The sequence below is a fragment of the uncultured Veillonella sp. genome (assembly GCF_934230905.1).
Classification (GTDB): Bacteria; Bacillota; Negativicutes; order Veillonellales; family Veillonellaceae; genus Veillonella.
Genome location: NZ_CAKQFJ010000010.1, coordinates 38,163 through 59,465, shown reverse-complemented (window position 1 = coordinate 59,465; position 21,303 = coordinate 38,163). Strand labels below are relative to the sequence as shown.

The 21,303-nt window shown below is 39.0% G+C and carries 17 protein-coding genes and 1 pseudogene; 7 read left to right on the top strand and 11 right to left on the bottom strand.

What is annotated here, in order from left to right; all coding sequences use genetic code 11:
* Positions 1-30: 30 nt before the first annotated feature.
* On the bottom strand, positions 31-1,476 hold the full coding sequence (locus Q0E20_RS04195) for an amino acid permease (protein ID WP_295996769.1): 1,446 nt from the start codon (positions 1,474-1,476) through the stop codon (positions 31-33).
* Positions 1,477-1,767: 291 nt separating this feature from the next.
* Between Q0E20_RS04195 and Q0E20_RS04190 the strand changes: the two genes are divergently transcribed.
* Positions 1,768-2,280: a pyridoxamine 5'-phosphate oxidase family protein gene (locus Q0E20_RS04190; protein ID WP_295996766.1), complete on the top strand. Its 513-nt coding sequence runs from the start codon at positions 1,768-1,770 to the stop codon at positions 2,278-2,280.
* A gap of 234 nt (positions 2,281-2,514) precedes the next feature.
* Positions 2,515-3,511, top strand: a pseudogene (locus tag Q0E20_RS04185) (hypothetical protein).
* Between the two features lie 142 nt (positions 3,512-3,653).
* Here Q0E20_RS04185 and Q0E20_RS04175 read toward each other — a convergent pair.
* Positions 3,654-5,021: an NCS2 family permease gene (locus Q0E20_RS04175; RefSeq protein ID WP_295996755.1), complete on the bottom strand. Its 1,368-nt coding sequence runs from the start codon at positions 5,019-5,021 to the stop codon at positions 3,654-3,656.
* Between the two features lie 144 nt (positions 5,022-5,165).
* On the opposite strand from Q0E20_RS04175, the gene Q0E20_RS04170 reads away from it, so the two are divergent.
* The 3 genes from Q0E20_RS04170 (at position 5,166) to aroD (ending at position 7,779) form a co-directional block, all read left to right on the top strand.
* Complete coding sequence (locus Q0E20_RS04170) at positions 5,166-5,585, top strand: Rrf2 family transcriptional regulator (RefSeq protein WP_295996752.1); 420 nt, start codon at positions 5,166-5,168, stop codon at positions 5,583-5,585.
* Positions 5,586-5,684: 99 nt separating this feature from the next.
* Positions 5,685-6,917, top strand: coding sequence for an MFS transporter (locus Q0E20_RS04165; protein ID WP_295996750.1), 1,233 nt, complete (start codon positions 5,685-5,687; stop codon positions 6,915-6,917).
* 67 nt (positions 6,918-6,984) lie between these two features.
* Positions 6,985-7,779 carry a type I 3-dehydroquinate dehydratase gene (gene aroD / locus Q0E20_RS04160; protein WP_296033161.1) on the top strand — a complete coding sequence of 265 codons (795 nt, stop codon included), beginning with the start codon at positions 6,985-6,987 and terminating at the stop codon, positions 7,777-7,779.
* Positions 7,780-7,814: 35 nt separating this feature from the next.
* On the opposite strand, the gene Q0E20_RS04155 is transcribed toward aroD, so the two are convergent.
* The 6 genes from Q0E20_RS04155 to aroF all read right to left on the bottom strand — a co-directional run bounded on the left by Q0E20_RS04155 (position 7,815) and on the right by aroF (position 14,772).
* Entirely contained in the window at positions 7,815-9,050 is a 1,236-nt protein-coding gene (locus Q0E20_RS04155; protein ID WP_295996745.1) for a shikimate kinase, read from the bottom strand.
* 83 nt (positions 9,051-9,133) lie between these two features.
* Positions 9,134-10,273, bottom strand: a complete 1,140-nt coding sequence (locus tag Q0E20_RS04150; protein ID WP_295996742.1) for a bifunctional chorismate mutase/prephenate dehydratase — start codon at positions 10,271-10,273, stop codon at positions 9,134-9,136.
* The gene (gene aroC, locus Q0E20_RS04145; protein WP_295996739.1) at positions 10,260-11,354 is read right to left on the bottom strand and encodes a chorismate synthase; all 1,095 of its coding nucleotides are present in this window, start codon (positions 11,352-11,354) and stop codon (positions 10,260-10,262) included. The genes Q0E20_RS04150 and aroC overlap by 14 nt, the downstream gene beginning before the upstream one ends.
* Entirely contained in the window at positions 11,344-12,612 is a 1,269-nt protein-coding gene (gene aroA / locus Q0E20_RS04140) for a 3-phosphoshikimate 1-carboxyvinyltransferase (RefSeq protein ID WP_295996735.1), read from the bottom strand. The genes aroC and aroA overlap by 11 nt, the downstream gene beginning before the upstream one ends.
* A gap of 19 nt (positions 12,613-12,631) precedes the next feature.
* A complete protein-coding gene (gene aroB / locus Q0E20_RS04135) occupies positions 12,632-13,684 on the bottom strand; it encodes a 3-dehydroquinate synthase (protein ID WP_295996732.1) in 1,053 nt (350 codons plus the stop codon).
* 74 nt (positions 13,685-13,758) lie between these two features.
* Positions 13,759-14,772, bottom strand: a complete 1,014-nt coding sequence (gene aroF, locus Q0E20_RS04130) for a 3-deoxy-7-phosphoheptulonate synthase (RefSeq protein WP_295996729.1) — start codon at positions 14,770-14,772, stop codon at positions 13,759-13,761.
* A gap of 607 nt (positions 14,773-15,379) precedes the next feature.
* On the opposite strand from aroF, the gene Q0E20_RS04125 reads away from it, so the two are divergent.
* Together Q0E20_RS04125 and Q0E20_RS04120 are read left to right on the top strand one after the other, a co-directional pair.
* Complete coding sequence (locus Q0E20_RS04125; protein WP_295996726.1) at positions 15,380-15,796, top strand: GNAT family N-acetyltransferase; 417 nt, start codon at positions 15,380-15,382, stop codon at positions 15,794-15,796.
* 76 nt (positions 15,797-15,872) lie between these two features.
* Entirely contained in the window at positions 15,873-16,331 is a 459-nt protein-coding gene (locus Q0E20_RS04120) for a DIP1984 family protein (protein ID WP_295996724.1), read from the top strand.
* 245 nt (positions 16,332-16,576) lie between these two features.
* Here the strand turns inward: Q0E20_RS04120 and Q0E20_RS04115 are convergent, their stop codons facing one another.
* The 3 genes from Q0E20_RS04115 to Q0E20_RS04105 all read right to left on the bottom strand — a co-directional run bounded on the left by Q0E20_RS04115 (position 16,577) and on the right by Q0E20_RS04105 (position 21,008).
* A complete protein-coding gene (locus tag Q0E20_RS04115) occupies positions 16,577-17,218 on the bottom strand; it encodes a hypothetical protein (RefSeq protein WP_295996721.1) in 642 nt (213 codons plus the stop codon).
* Between the two features lie 310 nt (positions 17,219-17,528).
* Entirely contained in the window at positions 17,529-18,557 is a 1,029-nt protein-coding gene (locus Q0E20_RS04110; protein ID WP_038123980.1) for a ribonucleotide-diphosphate reductase subunit beta, read from the bottom strand.
* Between the two features lie 168 nt (positions 18,558-18,725).
* Positions 18,726-21,008 carry a ribonucleoside-diphosphate reductase subunit alpha gene (locus tag Q0E20_RS04105; protein WP_295996718.1) on the bottom strand — a complete coding sequence of 761 codons (2,283 nt, stop codon included), beginning with the start codon at positions 21,006-21,008 and terminating at the stop codon, positions 18,726-18,728.
* Positions 21,009-21,303: the final 295 nt, after the last annotated feature.

Here is a 21,303-nt window from a genome sequence, read left to right as displayed (position 1 = left end):
CCCCTATCTCACTGAGATAGGGGCTTTGTGCTAAATTACATAATCATCGTGATCATCTGTTGTTTGTTTGTTATGTTGCTTTTTTGCACCTGCAATGTCTAATAGTTCTTCTTCAAGCGTATCTTCATCCCCTGTGTTGAGCATGGAATAGAAGGCCCACAAGATAATAAACCAAACTGGTGTAAAGAATAAGGCAACTCTTGTGTCATCATTCAAGGCCAAGATAATAAGGATGAATGCAAAGAACGCAAGAATTAAATAGTTCATCACTGGATATAGAGGCATTTTAAATTTAGATTTTGCCGCTAGTTCAGGATTTTTTTTGCGATATTTTAAATGGCAAATAACCATGATTGCCCAGATAAAAATGAAGCAGAATGTAGAGATGGATGTAATCATAACAAAGACTGCTTCTGGCATTACATAGTTAAGTACAACTGTAATAAGTAGTACGGCAGCAGAGAAAATAGTCGCTTGATATGGCACGCTACTATGTGTTAAGCGACGCATTGATTTTGGTGCATGACCTCGTTTGGCAAGTGCATAAATCATACGGCCAGTACTGAAAATACCAGAGTTTGTAGCAGAGGCAGCAGAGGTAAGAACAACAAAGTTAACGATGCCGGCTGCAGCTGTGATACCTACTGCCGTAAATACGGCTACAAATGGGCTCGCAGCAGGGTTAACAGCGGTCCAAGGATAGATGCTCATGATAATGGCCAATGAGCCAATATAGAATAAAATAATACGTAATGGAATATTATTAATAGCCATAGGAATTACTTTTTCAGGGTTTTCAGTTTCACCTGCTGTTAAACCTACAAGTTCAATGCCTGTAAACGCGAAGACAACCATTTGGAAGGATAAAATAAAGCCCATTGTTCCATTTGGGAACCATCCACCATAATTCCATAAATTACTAAAGGCGGCAGCTACACCGGCGTTGGTACTAAAACCAGAGAAAATCATGATTAGACCGATGATGATAAGGGATACAATGGCAATAACCTTAATCATGGCAAACCAAAATTCCATTTCCCCAAAGTGTTTTACAGCTGTTAAATTCATAAGTAATAAAGCTACTAGGACGACTAGGGCTGGTACCCATTGGGGAAGCCAAGGTATCCAGTATTGCATATACAGACCAACGGCCGTTAAATCGGCCATGGCGAGAGATAACCAACAGAACCAATATGTCCATCCTGTGATGAAGGCAGCCCGATCACCTAGATAATCTTCTACAAAATCGATAAAGGAATGATGATTAAGATTAGATAATAATAATTCTCCTAAGGCTCTCATTACAAAGAAACAAATAAGACCAGTAATGAGATAAGCCAAAAGAATGGATGGACCGGCCAAATGGATGGCACGACCAGAACCTAAGAATAAGCCAGTACCAATGGCCCCACCGATGGCGAGTAATTGTACATGGCGATTCTTAAGGCCCCGTTTTAACTGATGCGTATCAGACATAATAAAGACCTCTTTTCTACAAATCATCTATAAATATAAAAAGCCATGGATGAACATAGCTTTTATAATCTATAGAATCTATAAAACTATTTTCTTATCATACAGTATCTATTGTAAAAAGTCAAATGTATTTATATAGTAGACATATAATAAAAATAGTATTATCAATATACGAATAAAAGAGAAATTATTCATACTTTTGAAAGAATACCATGCCTTAAAAGGTTTTTAAAATTTGCTATAATAATACATAGATTATCTTTTACATAAAACCGTAGAGTGGAGGCTATTATGAGACGACAAGATCGCATGGTTACCAATATAGATGAAATTAAGGAGATTTTAAATAGTACTCGTATCATTCACCTAGGTTTGATGGATGGTGATTATCCTTACGTGGTGCCCTTACATTTTGGATATGAATTTATAGATGAGGTACTTTATATCTATATACATGGCCATCATGAGGGAAGGAAGTTTAATTTGATTCAAGCGAATCCACATGTATTTATTGAAATTGATGGTAGCGATGAAGTCCTCGTTTCAGGTGGAGATATACCATGTAAATATAGCTCGGTTTACTCTAGTGTGATGGGCCGTGGAGAGGCTACCTATTTAGAGGCTATTGATGAAAAGTCTCATGGCTTACAAGTATTGATGAAACATCAGACAGGTCGTGAGTTTACTTTTACAGAATCCATGGTAAACTCTGTGGGCGTAGTACAAATTAAAGTGGTAGACTATACGGCCAAAAGACGAAGACAACTTGAGCAAGATGCTATTATGCCTCCATTAACTAAATAATGACACAACAATCCTATTGAATTCTATTATGATATAGCATTCAGTAGGATTTTTTATATCGAATCTAAGCATTAGATACATTATTTGGTTGTGACGATGCTTTCACAAAAGGACAGATAAAAGTTTTATGAAGTAGCTAGAGCGACAGAAACGGTAGCTTGATTCTGATATAAATAAGAAAATATATCATTATATGTGTGAAGTATATTATAAATTTTTATAAGCGGAGAGAATATGAAGAAAATAATAAAATATGTTATTTTATGTGCCGCGATGGCTACTGCAGTAAGTTCGTTTGGAGTGCAGCCAGTTAGTGCCACATACCCGTTAATAGATAAAAATGGTAACACTGTTCCTGTTGAACGAGATGTAGATAATCAGAAAATTATCGATGATAATCAAAAACTTATGGATCGTTATCTTTGGTATGATCAAGTTGGTGATAATGATTTAGTTAAAACTAATATTGAGAGTGCCGTGCAGGAGGTTGATTATTCATTACAAGTGCCGTCTTATATGCCTAAAGACTATGCAGTACGTGATGTAAAAGCCAAGGACCATGACGTATTAGAAATCGTTTATACAGAAATGGGCCGTGATGGAGAATATGGTCCGAAGCTAACCTTCTCTAATACAGATATTGTATATCGTATGGGGTGGGCTATCGATACAGTGGTAACACCTATATTAGAAAAGACAAATTATAAAGCTAAGGATGCAGTTAGCTTTATTACCCCTAATGGAATTTCTGTATATACGTTAGGCTTTAGTAAAGATTCTATTCAAATTGCTTACTGGGAAAAAGATAATCAAGTGTATATGCTTTACTTTGCTTCTTCAAGAAAGCAAAGCTTTGTAAGCAAAATTGTAGACTCTGTAGGTCCGTTGAGCAACGTAGCTGCTGATGATGCTCGATTACGTGGTAATCGAAATGATAATCCGTATGAGTTACTCCATGGATACTGTATGGCCTGAAGAATATATTCTAATGGAGTACCATGACGTACAGTGGAGTGACTCTACTCTAATAGGCGAGGTTCACTATACAGGGGATGTAGATAAGGGATTAGTGCGCAGTGTTACGTGGTACAAAGATAATATGGCGTATTTCTTGTTTTTCCAAGTGCCTGTGAAAGCATCTGAAGCAGAGTTTTATAGAAATCATGTAGTGCCGTTAAAAGATATCGATCCAAGTCGTACAGACTTAATTGGTATAAAAACAATTCGTTAATACTAAATAGTAATAAGAATGTATAGTACGATTTTTGATATCATAGCGCATTAGCATTTACCGAAAATAGTACATAATAAAAAGGACCTATCTCCTAGATATTAAAGTAATATCTTTAGAGATAGGTTCTATTAGTTATTAATTAGAAGAAGATATAGCGGATGATAACGAGTACTGCTAATACGTACATAATCCAGTTAACTTCTTTTGCACGACCCGCAATGATTTTGAGTAGAGGATATGCAATAAGACCTGCAGAGATACCGTTAGCGATGCTATATGTGAATGGCATCAAAACAATAACTAGGAATGCAGGAAAGCCTTCTGTCCAATCGTCGAAGTCGATATTGCGGATAGCACCTAACATTAGGGCGCCTACGATAATAAGAACGGGAGATGTTGCTGCATTTGGTACCAAGGACACCAATGGAGCTAAGAATAAGCAAATCAAGAAGAGAATGCCTGTTGTTACAGCTGTTAAACCTGTACGGCCACCAGCACCTACACCGGCTGCACTTTCAACGAAGGCAGTAATCGTAGAGGTACCGAACAATGCACCAGCACTAACGCCAATGGCATCTACTGTCATCGCTTTACCAAGACCAGGGAATTTACCCGATTTAGGGTCTGCAATTTTCGCCTCTGTAGCTGTACCAATTAAAGTACCCATAGAATCGAATAACTCAACAAAGGTGAAGGAGAAGATAATCGTAATCAATCCCATGTGAAGTGCACTAGGAATATCTAATTGAAGAAACGCTGCTTTGGAGAAATCAGGTACTGCCACTACAGTAAAGTTATCAGGCATTGTAGATAAACCTGTCGCATAAGATACAATGGTTGTTACTAAAACGCCAATCAAGAGAGAGCCTTGTACTTTACGAGCCATCAATAGAGCTGTAAAGATAAGAGAGAATAATGCTAATAATGTTTCACCACTGTGTAAATTACCGAGCATTAAGAGCGTTTCAGATGCTGGAGGTACTAGATTACCATGTGTTTGCACCACTTGACCTAAGGTGTTTGGAGATAGACTAATAGAGATTGCCATCAAGCCGGATAGTTTTAAGCCAATGATAGAGATAAAAAGACCGATACCAACGGTAATGGCAACCTTCATGGAGGCAGGAATGCCTTCAACAATCATTTGTCGTATCGAGGTCAGTGTTAAGATAAGGAATACAAGACCAGAGATAAATACAGCACCTAATGCTGTCTGCCATGTGACACCCATACCGAGAACTACGGTAAAGGCGTAGAAGGCTAAGAGGCCAACCCCTGGTGCGAGCGCAATTGGATAATTAACAAATAAGCCCATTGCAATTGTTACGAGGCCACCACCTAAGGCTGTGGCAATGAGGACCGCATCTTTATCCATGCCTGCAAGACTAAGAATGTTTGGCGCCAAAAATAGGATGTACGCCATTGTGATAAACGTAGTAATACCTGCTAAAATTTCAGTTTTAGTAGTTGTACCACGTTCACTAAGTTTAAATAGTTTATCTAACATTAGATAAAATCCTCCCTGTATGAAATTATGAAGTATATCAAATAAAAATTTCGATATACTTATAGTGTATCATATTTCCCACCATTTTTTGTATGAATTTGTGTTATACTATTAATATATTATGAATGATTTAGAGGTTACATTATGAAAATATCTACAAAAGGACGTTATGCCTTACGAATCTTAGCAGATATTGCAGAGCATGGAACGGAAAAAAATGTACCAATCCGTGAAATTGCAGAACGCCAAGGATTTTCCGATAAATACTTAGAGGGCATTGTATCTCGTTTATCTTCTGCTGGCCTCGTTAAAAGTGGACGTGGCAAATATGGTGGATATCGTTTGGTGAAATCTCCATCTGAATACAATGTATATGAAATTTTATATGCCGCAGAGGATTCTATTGCTCTTGTGTCTTGTTTGGAAGATGATGTAGAGCCATGTCCGATGTTTAATGATTGCTTGACAGCACCGTTATGGCAATATTTACAAGCAGAATTTCGTCACGTTATGGAACGTGTTTCATTGCAAGATGTAATGGATCATAAGTTTCCAATGGAATAATTGAGAGAGTCGCGTTCAGTATGCGGCTCTTCTTTATATATAATTGTTGTAAAAGTATGTGGATATTGTAGTGCTTTTACATATGGAAGGGGGCAAAAGATGAGTATAACTGAATATGACGCTCGTGGTGGTATGCGCAATGTGTGGATAATTACTGCGGCTATGACTGTTCTTGCTATATGCTACACCATGATTATCCCCTTTCTGCCAATATATCTTTTGGAATTGGGCGTTCCTAAAGATGACGTAGCTCTTTGGTCTGGTCTTGTTTTTGGCATTACCTTTCTCATTGCAGGTATTATGGCCCCAATTTGGGGTAAAATCGCAGATAACAAGGGAAAAAAACGAATGGCCTTACGGGCGGGTTTTGCGATTGCAATTTGTTATGTTTTAATTGGTTTAGTATCTGATCAGTATGAATTATTATTAGGACGTGCGCTTGTTGGTTTTGCTAATGGATTTTATCCAGCAGCTATGACTATGGTTTCTCTCAGTGTGCCAGAAAAGCAGGTAGGGCGTGCACTTGGCATATTCCAAACAGGTCTTATTTTAGGAAATGTCATTGGTCCATTTCTAGGCGGTGCTGTTGAAAGTATTGTAGGAATGCGTCCTGTGTTTTATGTGTCGGGGGTGGCCGTATTCATTGCGACCTTGGCAGTATTGTTCTTTGTAAAAGAACCTAAATTGCATAATGCAGATGCTGATGGACAAGAGCAATCTGTAGGGCCTCCTAAATCTACATCCTTGCGTGAAGACTTTAAAGCAGTACAACAACAGCCTGTATTAGTACGACTCTTGTCGATTTTCTTCTTTATGCAATGTGTTATCATGATGCTACAGCCTATTTTGGCTCTTTATGTAGGCGATATGCAAGGTACCATGGAAGGGGCTGCTATTGTGTCAGGCACCATACTCAGTATTGGCGGTTTGGCCGGTTCTTTGACGACAAACCTCTGGGTACGACTTGGTGAGCGCCGTGGATATTTTAAAACCATTTCTTATTGTATGATCGGTAGTGGTATCGTTTTATTGCTTCAAAGCTTACCAGTAGGTATATGGTGGTTTGGTGTTTTACAGGTGATAATCGGTTCCTGTATTGTAGGTATTAATCCATCCTTGAGTGCAGCTGTAACTTTAAATACGAATCCAAATTTTAGGGGACGCATGTTTGGTATGACGACGACAGCGCAACAATTTGGTTCTATGGTAGGACCTGTATTTGCTAGTATTGTATCGACCTATGTGGGCATATCCTACGTATTTAGTATTACCGGATTATTATTGCTGTATATGAGCTTTCAAACTAGAAAATTATCTAAAAAGCATGAGTAATACGATAACTAGTTATTAAATGGTATTGAATAGTCATTTATTTCGTGTGAGATACAAAGGAGTTGTTATGGTCCGTATCGGTCAAACTGTACTCGGCGAAAAGGGTACAAAGATATGCGTGCCTATTGTGGGCACAACGATGAAAGAAATTTTAGATGCCACTGCGGTGGCGTGCAATACACCTTGTGATGTAGTGGAGATACGCATTGACTATTACGAGCGAGCTCATTCCATTGATGCGATTATTGAACTATTGATGCTCATGAAACCTCAGTTAAAAGGTCGTGCATTGCTGTTTACATGGCGAACGAAGGGTGAGGGGGGCGAGAAATCTATTTCTTCACCAGATTACTTTACAATGTTAGAACGTATTATCCCAACGGGTTTAGTAGATGCTATTGATATTGAGTTGTTCTTTGATCAAGATAGAATGCTTAAGACTATTGAGTTTGCAAAGGTGCATGGTGTAACAATAGTTATGAGTAATCATGACTTTAATGGTACACCCAGTCGAGAAGTGATTGTGAATCGACTTATACAGATGAAACAATTCTTGGCCGATGTGCCAAAGATTGCCGTCATGCCACATACAACAGGTGATGTATTAACACTGCTTGAAGCAACCGCCGAGGTGAAATCTTTGTATCCATCAGATCCTGTCATTACGATGGCTATGGGCCCTTTGGGCGCTGTTACACGCGTTTCTGGTGCTCTATTTGGCAACGCTATGACATTTGCTTCTGCTGGCAAGGCGTCTGCACCAGGTCAAATCGATGTGCATGAGTTAAAATGCATCCTTGATACCATCGATGTAGATGGTGTATTTGATGAACAACAACATAAACGGATAAAAGTGCATTAAAAAAGTCGGCAAAAGCCGACTTTTTTATATGTAGTTTAGAGTAAATTTGCTTCAAAGTCTTCTAGAATGGTTGCTACTGTTTCTGGTGCATTGCGATTATGCTCCACAATGCATTGTGCAAAGCTTTCATACATAGGTGTACGAATTTCTTCTAATTCACGCAATCGTTCTAAGCCACCACTGGAGAGGACACGTCCTGATGTAGAAAGATTTTCTATCGGTTGTGTTAATTGGTAAATGCGACCATTTTGGCGTAGGTGGGCATAATTTTGAAGTATTGTTACACATCCACCACCAGTAGAAATAACAAGGCCTGTTTGGGTGCCTAATTTAGCAATTACTTCCGTCTCTTTCTCTCGGAAGGCTGGTTCACCTTGTTCTGTAATGTAGGTAGAAATATCACCAATTTCTTTTTCTAGCTCTTGGTCAGCATCAATCCAAGGTCGTCCCATGGCTTCGCCAATCGCTTTTCCCACTGTTGTTTTGCCGACGCCAGGCATACCGATGAGGATAATGTTTTCTTTTTCACGACGCATATCACGTAAAATTTGTTCAATCTCTTTTGTGCCAAAGCTTTCATCTTGGAAATGATTGGCTGCCTCAACACCTTGAGCTACTAGGAATGGCAAGCCATCACAGTGTGGGATATCCATCATCTCTGCTTGTAAGAGTAAAATAGTACGACGCGGATTATAGATGAGATCTACTACACCTTCTAGTTTAGTAAACTGGGTGATGTCGATTAGGTTAGCCGGATTATGGGGATACATACCAATCGGTGTACAGTTGATAATAATTTGTGCAGTTTTGTAGTAGTTAGGCGCATCACCATAGAAAGGTGCGGTTTTACGAGATAGATGAACTATACTTTTAGCACCTAAATCTTCAAGCGCTACGTGAACAGTAGCCGAGGAAGCACCGTCGCCAAGAATGATACAATCTTTATTAGACACATCAATGCCAGCATGATTTAGGGTAAATACGAAACCGTCATAGTCTGTATTATAGCCATACCATTTTTCGTCCTTCCGTACCATTGTATTAACACAGCCAATGCGTTCTGCACGAGGATCAACTACATCACAAGCTTCAAGAGCATTAACTTTGTATGGAATAGTAATGTTGATACCTTTTAATTCTGGATCGGCAAAAAAAGCTTGTAATTGGCTTGGTTCGCGTTCAAATAATTCGTAATGGGGATTCCCTAGAGCGCCATGAATGCGCGGAGAATAGCTGTGGCCTAATGTGCGGCCAAGTAAACCAAATTTCATAGGACCTCCTAGGTCAATATACATAGAATGGCTAATAGGCTTGTACCTATTAGCCATTTTGGATATAACATCTTAGATTAGTATTAGTTTTCAGGGTAATTACCGAGCAAGCGGAACTTATCTTGTGATGTGTGTAACTCTGCTAGAACAGATAGCACTTTAGGATCTGCTAGAGAGGCTTCCAAATCGAGATAAAATAAAAATTCAAAGTTGTGACCTACGATAGGACGAGATTCAAGTTTTGTAAGATTTACGCCAATATTGGCAAACTTAGTAAGTAGTGTACCGAGGCCACCAGGAGCATGATTAGCCGTTGTGACCACAGAAATTTTGTTAGCGCCAGGATATACGTGAAAATCTTTGCTAATACAGATAAAACGAGTATAGTTATTATCGCTATTTTGAATATTTCTAACCAATGGAGATAAATTGTACAAATCTGCACATTGTGGCGCGGCAATAGCTGCTACGCCAGGATCATCGCTGGCTGATACAAGTTGTGCTGCACGCGCTGTATTGTCATAGGAGCGAAGTTTTATATTTTTTAATGTATCTAAGAAGTGACTACATTGGCCTAATGCTTGTGGATGAGAGATAATCGTATGAATATCTTCTAGCTTAGTTCCTTTTTTTACAAGCAAGTCATGAGAAATCCAAAGACGTGTGCCACGTACAATATAGCATTTTCGTTCTTCTAATAAATCATATACTTCTTTTACAGAACCATTAGAACTATTTTCGATAGGTAAGACACCAAACTGACATTCACCGGATTCAACAGCATCAAATACCGCACGAAAACCTGTTACATAGTGAATTTGGCTAAGTGGTAATAATTTATCACAAGCCATTTGCGCATTACTACCGAATACGCCCGCACAAGCTACATTGCCTCGTTGTGGTGGTAATGTAGGAGATTGCTCAATGGCTTTTTTCATTTTTACAGTGAATTCATTGTCATGAAATAATTGTTCTGATTGGTAGGTGCGGCTTAAGCTGAATAATGCTTCAAAGAAACGACGCGCATATAGGTCCATATCTGGACCTGCTTCTTTTGTGACTTTATCTAAAATATCCCGTTCTCGTTTCGCATCGTATATTGCTTTATTCATTTCTTTTTTTGCTGCGGCTACGTCTTTGGAGAGTTCCATGCGCTCTTTGAAAAGCGCCAGCATTTGATCGTTTATGTCATTAATTTTAACGCGTACTTCATCTAAGTTCATGGTCAATATCTCCTAAAAAATCAAGAATGACGAGAGCGGTGACTGCTTCAATTACAGGTACAGCACGAAGGGCTACGCATGGATCGTGGCGACCTTTGATAGTAAGTAATGTGTCCTCTTTTTGTGAAAGAGATACAGAGTGTTGCTCTTTATAAATCGATGGTGTTGGCTTGATGCCTACTTGCATAACAAGAGGTAAACCATTGGTAATACCGCCTTGGATACCACCGCTATTGTTAGTAGATGTTGTAATCGTATCTCCGTCCATGGTGAAAGCATCATTCACTTCGGAACCAAGCTTTGCACACATGTCAAAACCGCCGCCGAAGGATACGCCCTTGATGGCAGGGACACCAAAGATAACACGAGCTAAGCGGTTTTCAATGCCGTCGAAGTTTGGATTACCAAGGCCAATAGGTAAGCCTGTGGCAACGACTTCAATAATACCACCTGTAGAGTCGCCGTCCTTTTTGAGCTGCATTACAAGATTTTCTACTTTGGTGCGTTTTTCTGGATCAACCATAGCGATTGGTTCTGTAGCGATGTTAGCAAGTGCTTTCATATCTGGGTGAACCATATCGATAGGAGAATCTTGGATTGTACCCACTTGTTTTAAATGGCCGTGGATTTCGATGCCTTTTTCTCGTAACAGTTGAAGTGCGATGCCTCCTGCTACACAGAGCGGTGCTGTCAGACGTGCAGAGAAGTGCCCACCACCGCGCATATCTACAGTATCGCCATACCGCATACGAGCCGTAAAGTCCGCATGAGATGGACGAGGAATATCGCGTAAATTATTGTAATCACTCGAGTGTTGTGATGTATTACGAATCATAAATGCTAATGGCGACCCACTAAGCATGTCATCGACTAAACCTGCTAAAAAGATAGGTACATCTGGTTCTTTACGTTGTGTTTGTAATTGATTTTGTCCTGGTGCTCGACGTTTTAGAAAGGCTTGCAATTCATCGATATTGATAGTATGTCCACAAGGCAGGCCTTCTACGACACCGCCAATGGCATAGCCATGAGAGGCGCCAAAGGTAGAGACTTGTATAGTTTTACCAAAATTAGATGCCATTTGCATTACCTCCTAAGAAATTCCAGTCTTCGAAAAAATCTGGGTAGGATTTTGTGATTGCTTCGCTATCTTTTAATATCACCGGTGTATCACTAATAAGTGCCATCAATGTACCGGCCATAACAAGGCGATGGTCATTTACACAATCACCTTGCCCTCCTTTAAGTATACCACTACCAATGATATATAAATCGTCACCATCTTCGTGGACCGTACCGCCTAAATCTCTTACGAGGTTGGCTACTGCTACGAGGCGGTCGGATTCTTTTAAGCGTAGACGAGCTCCTTTTACAAAAGAGCTTTCACCTTGAATCGAGCAAGCAAGGGCCGCCATTACTGGCAACATATCGGGCATTTGTTCAAGGTCGGCATGAATAGGTGTATTAGCACGACCCGATACGGTAATATTCATACCATCCCATGTTACCGTACAGCCAGCGGATTCAATAACTTGCATGATGCGGCGATCAGCTTGTACAGAATTCTTGTTCATACCAGTAATGGTAATGGGGTGACCTGTCATTGCGGCCGCTACCATCCAAATAGCAGTATTGGACCAGTCTCCTTCAATTTGGTAATTAGTTTGGCCTTTGAACGTCGCATTAGCTGCTACTGTAAAGGACTCTTGTACTTGGTTACTTGATGGTGCATGATCAACTATAATGCCAAAGTCCGCCATAGTCGTAGTTGTTAATGTAACATAGTCACTAGATTGTAGTGGCGTAGTAGAGGTAATAGTAGCGCCTTTACATTGAGGGGCAGCTAGTAAGAGACCAGAAAAGAATTGACTACTTACATCGCCAACCATACTGAATTGTCCACCTTGAAGGCGACCTGTCATAGTGAATGGCGGTTTGTCTTGAGAGAATGTTACGCCATGAGCTTTCATTTCGCCTAACATAGGTTCTAGGGGCCGATCTGGTAAACGGCCTTTCGCATCTACATCTACCTCATTACAAATAGCGGCTGCTACAGGCAATAAAAGACGTAATGTAGTACCCGATTCATGAGGTACTACGTTGCCCTTTGTTGGCGCTGGGCCAGGAGTAACGGTAACAACTTTATTTTCATATACTACGTGAGCCCCTAAGCCTCGTAAGGAGTCCATCGTTGCATCGATATCCTTAGAGGTGCGGCTCAGTAATATAGTAGATGGCGAGCTAGCAAGGGCGGCACAAATCAATGCCCGATGTGCATGCGCCTTTGCCGGAATGGAGGCTATAGTCCCTGTTGGGATAGCGTTCGTTACGGAATGCATAGAAATCTCCTTTTACGTCTTAGTCTAAATAGGTGGCAAGTTCTTCGTGGGTAACTACCTTAAGTTCGCTGTGGCCATAGCTAGTGGGTACTACAATTTTTATGGTAGCACCTTCACTTTTTTTATCATGTTTAGCAGCAGCTAGAATTTCAGCGTTGGTTATAGTAGTTGTAGTTGGTAAATTATGAGCTTTGATAAGTGTTTTTAATTTTTCTAAAGATTCTTTATCTAATTCTCCATGTTTGACAGCACCTTGTGCCATGAGTACTAAACCGATAGCAACTGCATAGCCATGATGTACTTCAAAATGACTGGCTTTCTCGATGCCGTGGCCAAATGTATGACCTAAATTTAAAAGCGCGCGTACGCCAGATTCTCGTTCATCTTGTTCGACAATATCAGCTTTTGCCTGTACACAGCGTGCAATAACCGAGTTAACACTATCCCGGTTTGTAATTAATGGTTTTGTTTCTAGTTGTGTAAGTAAACCGGGTACATCTAAAAACCCGTATTTGATGATTTCACCACACCCATTAATCCATTCCATATCTGGTAATGTATGTAATGTATCAGTATCGCAGAGAACAAGAATAGGTTGTTTGAATGCACCCCACAAATTTTTACCTGCTTCTAGGTTGACGGCTGTTTTGCCACCTACAGAAGAGTCTACAGCAGCTAATAAGGATGTAGGAACCTGTACGTAGTCGATACCTCGCAAATAGGTTGCTGCTGCAAAGCCAGCCATATCGCCTACAACACCACCGCCAAGAGCGATTAGTAAATCTTTACGTGTTAGAGATTGATCAGCCATATATTCTACTAAATCAATGAGTTGATGAGCATTTTTAGAACTTTCACCAGCAGGGAATACATAATCACATACGTGATAACCGGCATTTACCATACTAGCTTTCACAGATGCTAAGTAATGTGGTGCTACATTACTATCACTAACGATAATAACACGACAAATTGGTTTTAGTGGTTTGATAAAATCGGCAATGCGTTGTAGGGTACCAGCCTCGATGACAACATCATAAGGGGTGGATGCGTTAATATGGATGCGAGTCATAATGGTTCCTTTCTTAAAAGAATAAGCTAGTATCTATTATAACGGATACTAGCTTATTTGTGTGATATTTATAACTATTTAGTGCATTCTACCAATGCTTGGCGTAATGCGAGAACTTCTTTCATAAGGCTAGTGAATTGATCTGGACGTAATGCTTGTGGGCCATCACATAATGCTTTGGATGGATCATTGTGAACCTCAATCATAAGACCGTCTGCACCGCCACCTACAGATGCTAGTGAAAGTGGACGAACCATACGGCTCATACCTGCTGCATGGCTAGGGTCCATAATGATTGGTAAATGAGATAATTCATGCATCATAGGGATTGCCGTTACGTCTAATGTATTACGAGTTTTAGGTTCGAATGTACGAATACCACGTTCGCATAATACGATTTGTTCATTGCCTTCAGACATGATGTATTCAGCAGCCATCAACCATTCTTCGTATGTAGCAGACAAACCGCGTTTTAACAATACTGGTTTGTTCAATTTACCAACTTCTTTTAATAGTGTGAAGTTTTGCATATTACGAGCACCGATTTGAAGCATATCTACATTGTCGAAGTATTGTAATTGGGAAATATCCATAACTTCAGATACGATAGGAAGACCGGTTTCTTTTTTTGCTAACTCTAATAGCTTTAAGCCTTCAGGCCCCATGCCTTGGAAGGAGTATGGAGAGGTACGAGGCTTGAACGCACCACCACGAAGAATCGTTGCACCAGCATCTTTACATGCTTGACAAGAGGCAAGTACTTGTTCTGGTGTTTCAACAGAGCAAGGTCCAGCCATTACAGCAAAGTGACCACCACCGATAAGTGTACCACCTACGTTGATAACGGAATCTTCTGGATGGAATTTACGATTTGCTTTTTTAAATGGTTCTTGAATTCTTGTTACTTTATCTACAAAATCAAGAGATTCAATTTGACGAGCATCAAGAGATGCAGTGTCGCCGATAAGACCTAAGATATTATAGTGGGCCCCTTCTACTGGATGGATAACAAGTCCTTTCGCTTCTAATTCGTTGCGTAATTTTGTTACCTCTGCTTCTGTAGCTGTTGTTTTTAATGTGATAATCATAATAAGTCCTCCTCAAATAACAATGTGAATAGTGGGGCCAACCATACGGGATAGCAAACAAAAAGGACTACCCGTAGTTTAATACGGGTAGTCCTTTTACTATTCTAAGCAACGATTGATGATTTCCAAATTAGCGTAGCTCAAATAGTTCCTTACCCGTACGTTGGATAAAGAACCAATAAAAGTATTGTTTTGCTACAGTGCTAATTTGGTTAGACATCTTATTGTTGCTCCTTTCTAAATTTGATGTGTATAGTATAAACCCAAATGATAAAATTATGCAATACCTAAAAATAAATTTCATGGAAGTTTGAAAAAATAATGTGTTTACTGAGCTGTTAGAAAAGCAGATATAATAAGGTGTTTCGTATAAAAATGATTTTGCTATTCGTGAGTAAATTGTAGTATAATAAACTTATAAAGAGAGCCAATCAACGTGTCGGTAGCGTTAGGCTCATCTAAAATTTTGGTAAAAATGATGCGCCTAACGTGTTAGAGGTCTAGCCACCTCAATACGTTAGGCGTTTTCATTATGACTCTCTTAGGAATAGTATAACAAATATGATATTACACTAATAGCGATATATGAGTAACTGCGGGAGGCAATATGATTATTCAAATCCTAAATACAATTAACGATGATATTAAACAAATTCGTACAGATGTGTTCATGAAAGAACAGGGCTTTGAAAATGAATTTGATGAAATTGATGAAATCGCAAAATTCGTGCTTTTATCTATAGATGGAAAAGCTGTTGGTACCTGTAGATTTTTTCCCAGCGATATAGAAGGGGATGCTCATATTGGACGTATGGCGGTACGCAAATTATATCGTGGTCAGAATTTGGGCTCGAAAATTATGTACGCTGCAGAAAATGGTATTCGCCGTGATGGATTTAAAACTTGTTCCTTATCAGCACAAGTTCAAGCTAAACCATTCTACGAGTCCCTTGGTTATGTGGCTGAAGGGGATGAGTACCTTGATGAAGGTTGTCCACATGTGATGATGCGGAAACAGTTATAATATTGCAGTTTAGTGTTATTAGAAATATAATCAAGATAAAGGTATGTATTGATTGATATTCGCGGGAGGTACAACCATGAAACTTGCAGAAGCATTACAAGAAAGAGCTGATTTAAATAAGAAAATTAGCGATTTGCAAGGTCGTTTGAATCAAAATAGTTTGGTACAAGAAGGGGAAACACCTAATGAAAACCCTACTGTGTTGATGCAAGAACTAGAAGCGGCAATTGCTAGACTTCAACAACTGATTAAAGATATTAATCTTACTAACTGTGCAACTATTGTTGAAGGGCGTTCTTTAACACAAATTATAGCGGAAAAAGAAGGTGCAATTATGCGTCTATCTGCATATCGTACTTTAGCAGATAGTGCAAGTGCTATCAATTACCGTGCTCGTGGTTCGGAAATTAAAATGATAGCAACTGTGAATGTAAGTGAATTACAAAAAACAGCAGATGTAATATCCAAGGAGATTCGTATCTTAGATAATTTATTACAGTCAACTAATTGGACGGTTGATTTAATAGAGTATTAATCATAAGTTGGTAATCAAGATAGGGTGGATACAAAGCCACGATTGCTTAATTCGTAAAAAGATGATATTCCATTACATGTAGGGGGCATTGAAGGTATGTATTGTGTAGGCCCTTATTGCGTATAAATGTATGGTTATTTTTTATAATGTATTACCATGTGTCAACTATTTTGATGAGGGTGGCGTTGGGGACTATAAAAAGGAGTGTTTTCACAGATTTGCTGTGAAAGCACTCCTTTCTTTTATTATCCTGCTGTATAGGGACTAAATCGTCCTGCAAATAAGTAAGAACCCATTTTGCCGAGCTTAGCGGCAAAGATAGACCCGATAATACCTAGAATAATCATAATCCATGCATTTTCTGTGTTTACACCATGGGCCAAGGCTATATAGGATTGAATGCAGGAAATGATGAAGTAAATGATTGTTAGGTAAATTTTTTGTTTAGGATATTTAGCGCTTGCTGTTTTGAAACGTAATTTACTACCAATATATCCTGAAATACCACCGAGAATAACGAGAACCGGTAATATCATAGTTACTAATGTAACAACATGGAATAATGTTGGTGCAATAGAAGGGATCAATAATGCAATAATAGGTACGAAGAAAGAACCTGTTGTTCCAACGATTGGGAAATGTACGCAAATCGGATGTAAATGAAGATTTAACATTTTTTCCCGTTTTGGGCTAAGGCGACGTGGTTTATATTCCATCCAAACCGTTGGCGGAAAACCACATGCTGGACAAGGCTGATCCTTGTATTTAGCATCTTCAATATATCCACATACACGGCAGATAATCCATCCTGTGCCTTGCTGTTTTGATATTGTTTTGGCTGCGGTAGAACTTGTCGCTGCCGTAGCTGCTTGTTGTGCTTGTGTCATTATATAAACTCCTTACTTAAGAATTAATATATAGCTATATAATTACTGTTTCTACATTTATTATAACATAGTTTTACATTAATATTTTTTATGAATAAAAAATATTGTATTTGAATGACATAGAAATAAAGCATTTATACCGTGTAAAAATTACATAACTATATATTAAAAAATATGATAAATAAAAAGAAAGAAGGTTTTGTTCTACTAAAACTTTTTACTGCAAAAAAGAAACTCCTATCCAAAAGTGACTTTGGCCTGTCCTGGAAGGACAGAAATAGCCGGTGGAACTTTTGGGTAGGAGTTTCTTTTATTCTAAATCATCAAAATCAAATGCCGCTGCTTTTGTATAGTTCGTAACTTTTGCTTCGAAGAAGTCAGTTTTTGTACTATTCAAATTGGAGAAGCTTTCAATCCATTCCATAGGGTTTTCCTTGATTTCAGGATATAGATGAGGCAAGCCGATTGCTTCTAAGCGGATATTTGCAAGGTATTTGATGTAGCGTTCAATAAGAACGTTGTTAAGGCCGAGGATTTTATCATCAGTGATATATTGGCCCCAAGCGATTTCGTTTTCTGCACCTTGGCGAATCATATCAGTGATTTTCGCTTCTAGTTCTGGTGTGAACAAATCAGGGCGTTCACGGCGTAACTCGCGGATGATGTTTTGGAACAATACAAGGTGAGTTACTTCATCACGGTTGATGTATTTGAAGATAGTGGATGTAGCTGTCATCTTGCCTTGGCGAGCCAATGTGTAGAAGAAGCTAAAGCCAGAGTAGAAGTAAATACCTTCTAAGATATAGTTTGCAATGATTGTATGAATAAGGTTTGCTTCGCTAGGGTCATCGCTGAACCGTTGGTATGCATCGGCGATGAAACGGTTACGTTCAAGCAATGTTTTATCTGTACGCCATTCGTCATAAATTTTGTCACGTGTAATAGGGTTAGTTACAGTGTCCAAAATGTAGGAATAACTTTGAGCGTGAATTTCTTCTTGGAATGCTTGAATATTCAATAAAGATGCCACTTCAGATGCTGTAATATAACGGCTCAAGTTAGGCAAGTTTTCAGATTGAATGGAATCAAGGAAGTTCAAGAACGCAATGATTTTGTCAAATGCACGGCGTTCGTAATCTGTTAAGTATGGGAATTGTTTAACGTCTTCGTTCAAGGAAATCTCTTCAGGAATCCAGAAGTTGTTGAGCATTGTACGGTACATTTGGTTGGCCCAGTCGTACTTGATACGGTTCCATTCGCGAAGGTTTGTGGTATTGCCGCCAATCATAGATTGCGTGCCACGTTCACCATGTTCGTTGAAAATCAGTTTTTTATCCATAGTGGACTCCTTTATATTATCTGTGAAGTAATAATATATTAACTATTTGATGACTATTTTGTACTAGTGGTGGTCGGTAAAACGGAGTGATTTTCAGCTGGTGACTTTGGGTAGGTCGTTAGAAACGACCGTTAAACTAGGTGGAGCCAGCTGAAAATTATTCTGTTACTATGATGAACAGCTAGTGCACTCATCCATTTCAAGGGATTGGTTACGGATGTAGTAGATTGTTTTAATCCCTTGTTTGTACGCCTCAACGTAGAGGTCGAGAATTTCTTTCGCTTTCATTTGAGGCGTGATGTACAAGTTGAAAGATTGTGCTTGGTCAATATGACGTTGGCGAACACCACAAGCCTTAATCGACCATTGTTGGTCAATGGTATGCGCCTCTTTGTAAAGCCAGAATGTTTTATCGCTCAAATCTGGTGCTGTTTTTGGGGTGAAAGAACCTTTTTTCTCTTCGATAAAGAATTTTTTGAAGATAGGGTCAATACCAGCTGTTGTGTTTGCAATATTAGAAGTCGAACCAGTAGGCGCTACGGCCATCAAGTACCCATTGCGGATGCCGTATTTTGCAACGTCAGAAGCGAGTTGTTGCCAACGTTCAGATGTATAGCCACGACGGGTGAAATATTCGCCTGTTTCCCATTCAGAACCTTTAAAAGCAGGGTATGCGCCTTTTTCTTTTGCTAATTCCATAGATGCTTTAATGGAATAGTAGGCGATATTTTCAAACAATTTATCAGCTGCTTCAATGTGTTCGTTAGATTCCCATTGGATATTATGGTTTACAAGGTAATGGTGGTAACCTGAAGTACCAAGACCAATAGCACGGTATTTATCAGAAGTCATACGAGATTCTGGTACAGGTGCCTGGTTGATAGAAATAACATTGTCTAGCATACGAATTTGAAGAGCAATGTTTTCTTCCAATTCTTCGTCAGTAATACGGCCCAGGCTGATGGAATTCAAGTTACATGTAACCATGTCGCCTGTATTGGTTTTCGTAGTGATAGTACCATCTTCGTTGATAATTTCTTCAGCTAAGTTAGTGAAGCCAACGTTTTGTGCGATTTCATGGCATAAGTTGGATGCGTAGATCATGCCTGCATGTTTATTAGGGTTAGCAGAATTTACAGTGTCACGGAAGAAGATGAATGGAGTACCAGTTTCAACAGCAGAGCGCATGATTTTTTTCATCATGTCTAGTGCTGGCACTTCGATACCGTGTAAGTTAGAATCTTGTTCGCATTCGAGATAACGTTTTGTAAATTCTTTGTTGTCATCTGTATCGTAGTAGTCCTCTAAGGCATAGCCCTTCACAGTTAAGACTTCATGAGGGTCAAAGAGCGTGAAGTTTTCACGAGCTAACAAACGTTCCATAAAGATATTCGGAATGGAGATAGCCGGGAAGATATCATGAGCTTTACGACGATCATCACCATTATTTGTACGAAGCTCTACGAATTCGTAGAAGTCCTTGTGCCAAATATCGAGTGTTACTGTAGCCCCGCCCTTGCGTTTACCTAATTGGTCTACTGCGACCGCTGTATCGTTGTACAAACGAATCCAAGGGATAACGCCACCAGAGGAGTTTTTGAAACCACGAATATCGGAGTTTAATGCGCGAACTTTACCAAGATAGATGCCAAGAGCACCACCATGCTTAGATACGCGAGAGAATTTGCTGTTTACATCGTAGATGGACCATAGATTGTCATCAACACCAGAGATAAAGCAAGAAGACAGTTGATGGAATGGTGTTCCTGCATTAGCTAATGTGGGTGTAGCCGTTGTCATTTTTAATTGACTCATCAAATCATAGAATTTCTTAGCATATTCTACTTTGTGATCTCCTTCTACTAATGCCAAGTGCATTGCAATGGCCATGAAACGTTCTTGAGGTAATTCAAATATTTCTTTGTTGAAGCCTTTTACCAAGTAACGATCCGCTAATAACTTAAGACCTTCATAGTTGAAAAGGTAATCACGTTTAGGCTTAATGTAATCGCCTAATTCTTGTAATTCATCAGCTGTATATTCTGTAACGAAGAAGTCAGCGTATTTTTTTTGTTCCACAAGCATATGTACAAGATTTGGGAAGTTTCCATATCCAAATGCTTTGTATCGACGCATAATAGCAGCTTCTTTATAGAGATCGAACAAGAAGAGGCGGGCTGCTACGAATTGCCAATCTTGGTTCATTTTATTGACTTGATTACCAAATCCATCGTCTTTTTTAGAGATAACTTTTTCGATAGCTGTTTGGACTAACGTTTTTTGAATTTCTTTAGTCGTCATGCCATCAACGAATTGTAGTTTCGCATCCATTTCTAATTCTAGTGGATCACAAGAATCTAACCCCAAACATGCGAAGGCAATCATTCGTTTTGTTTTCTCTACGGATAGCGGTTCAAAATGGCCATCCCGTTTCTTGATCATAATCTCCATTATGGCTCCCCTTACATCGTGAATTTATGTTAAATCATCTATAGAACTAGTGTAAATCAGATATATCCCTTTAAACTAGTTCTAATCAGAAAAATAAGAAAACTACAATATATGGTAGTTTTCTTATTTATTAAATACATTATGTAATGATTATAGCGAAAAAAATCTATATATTCAATATTGACTTTTTTGAATTTATAAATATAGTTAGATCGAATTTATTGATATGATTGTGACTAATTTTATTATAGATAGATAATTTATAATTTATAATAAATATAGCGTTACAATAGGA

Excerpts from the sequence above, each read along its gene's own strand:
- Q0E20_RS04105 (WP_295996718.1), bottom strand. The coding sequence starts at position 21,008 with ATGGAGATTATGATCAAGAAACGGGATGGCCATTTTGAACCGCTATCC.
- Q0E20_RS04110 (WP_038123980.1), bottom strand. The coding sequence starts at position 18,557 with ATGGATAAAAAACTGATTTTCAACGAACATGGTGAACGTGGCACGCAA.
- Q0E20_RS04175 (WP_295996755.1), bottom strand. The coding sequence starts at position 5,021 with ATGTTAGATAAACTATTTAAACTTAGTGAACGTGGTACAACTACTAAA.
- Q0E20_RS04115 (WP_295996721.1), bottom strand. The coding sequence starts at position 17,218 with ATGACACAAGCACAACAAGCAGCTACGGCAGCGACAAGTTCTACCGCA.
- Q0E20_RS04120 (WP_295996724.1), top strand. The coding sequence starts at position 15,873 with ATGAAACTTGCAGAAGCATTACAAGAAAGAGCTGATTTAAATAAGAAA.
- aroF (WP_295996729.1), bottom strand. The coding sequence starts at position 14,772 with ATGATTATCACATTAAAAACAACAGCTACAGAAGCAGAGGTAACAAAA.
- Q0E20_RS04195 (WP_295996769.1), bottom strand. The coding sequence starts at position 1,476 with ATGTCTGATACGCATCAGTTAAAACGGGGCCTTAAGAATCGCCATGTA.
- Q0E20_RS04170 (WP_295996752.1), top strand. The coding sequence starts at position 5,166 with ATGAAAATATCTACAAAAGGACGTTATGCCTTACGAATCTTAGCAGAT.
- Q0E20_RS04165 (WP_295996750.1), top strand. The coding sequence starts at position 5,685 with ATGAGTATAACTGAATATGACGCTCGTGGTGGTATGCGCAATGTGTGG.
- Q0E20_RS04190 (WP_295996766.1), top strand. The coding sequence starts at position 1,768 with ATGAGACGACAAGATCGCATGGTTACCAATATAGATGAAATTAAGGAG.
- aroD (WP_296033161.1), top strand. The coding sequence starts at position 6,985 with ATGGTCCGTATCGGTCAAACTGTACTCGGCGAAAAGGGTACAAAGATA.
- Q0E20_RS04155 (WP_295996745.1), bottom strand. The coding sequence starts at position 9,050 with ATGAAATTTGGTTTACTTGGCCGCACATTAGGCCACAGCTATTCTCCG.
- Q0E20_RS04125 (WP_295996726.1), top strand. The coding sequence starts at position 15,380 with ATGATTATTCAAATCCTAAATACAATTAACGATGATATTAAACAAATT.
- aroC (WP_295996739.1), bottom strand. The coding sequence starts at position 11,354 with ATGGCATCTAATTTTGGTAAAACTATACAAGTCTCTACCTTTGGCGCC.
- Q0E20_RS04150 (WP_295996742.1), bottom strand. The coding sequence starts at position 10,273 with ATGAACTTAGATGAAGTACGCGTTAAAATTAATGACATAAACGATCAA.
- aroB (WP_295996732.1), bottom strand. The coding sequence starts at position 13,684 with ATGACTCGCATCCATATTAACGCATCCACCCCTTATGATGTTGTCATC.
- aroA (WP_295996735.1), bottom strand. The coding sequence starts at position 12,612 with ATGCATTCCGTAACGAACGCTATCCCAACAGGGACTATAGCCTCCATT.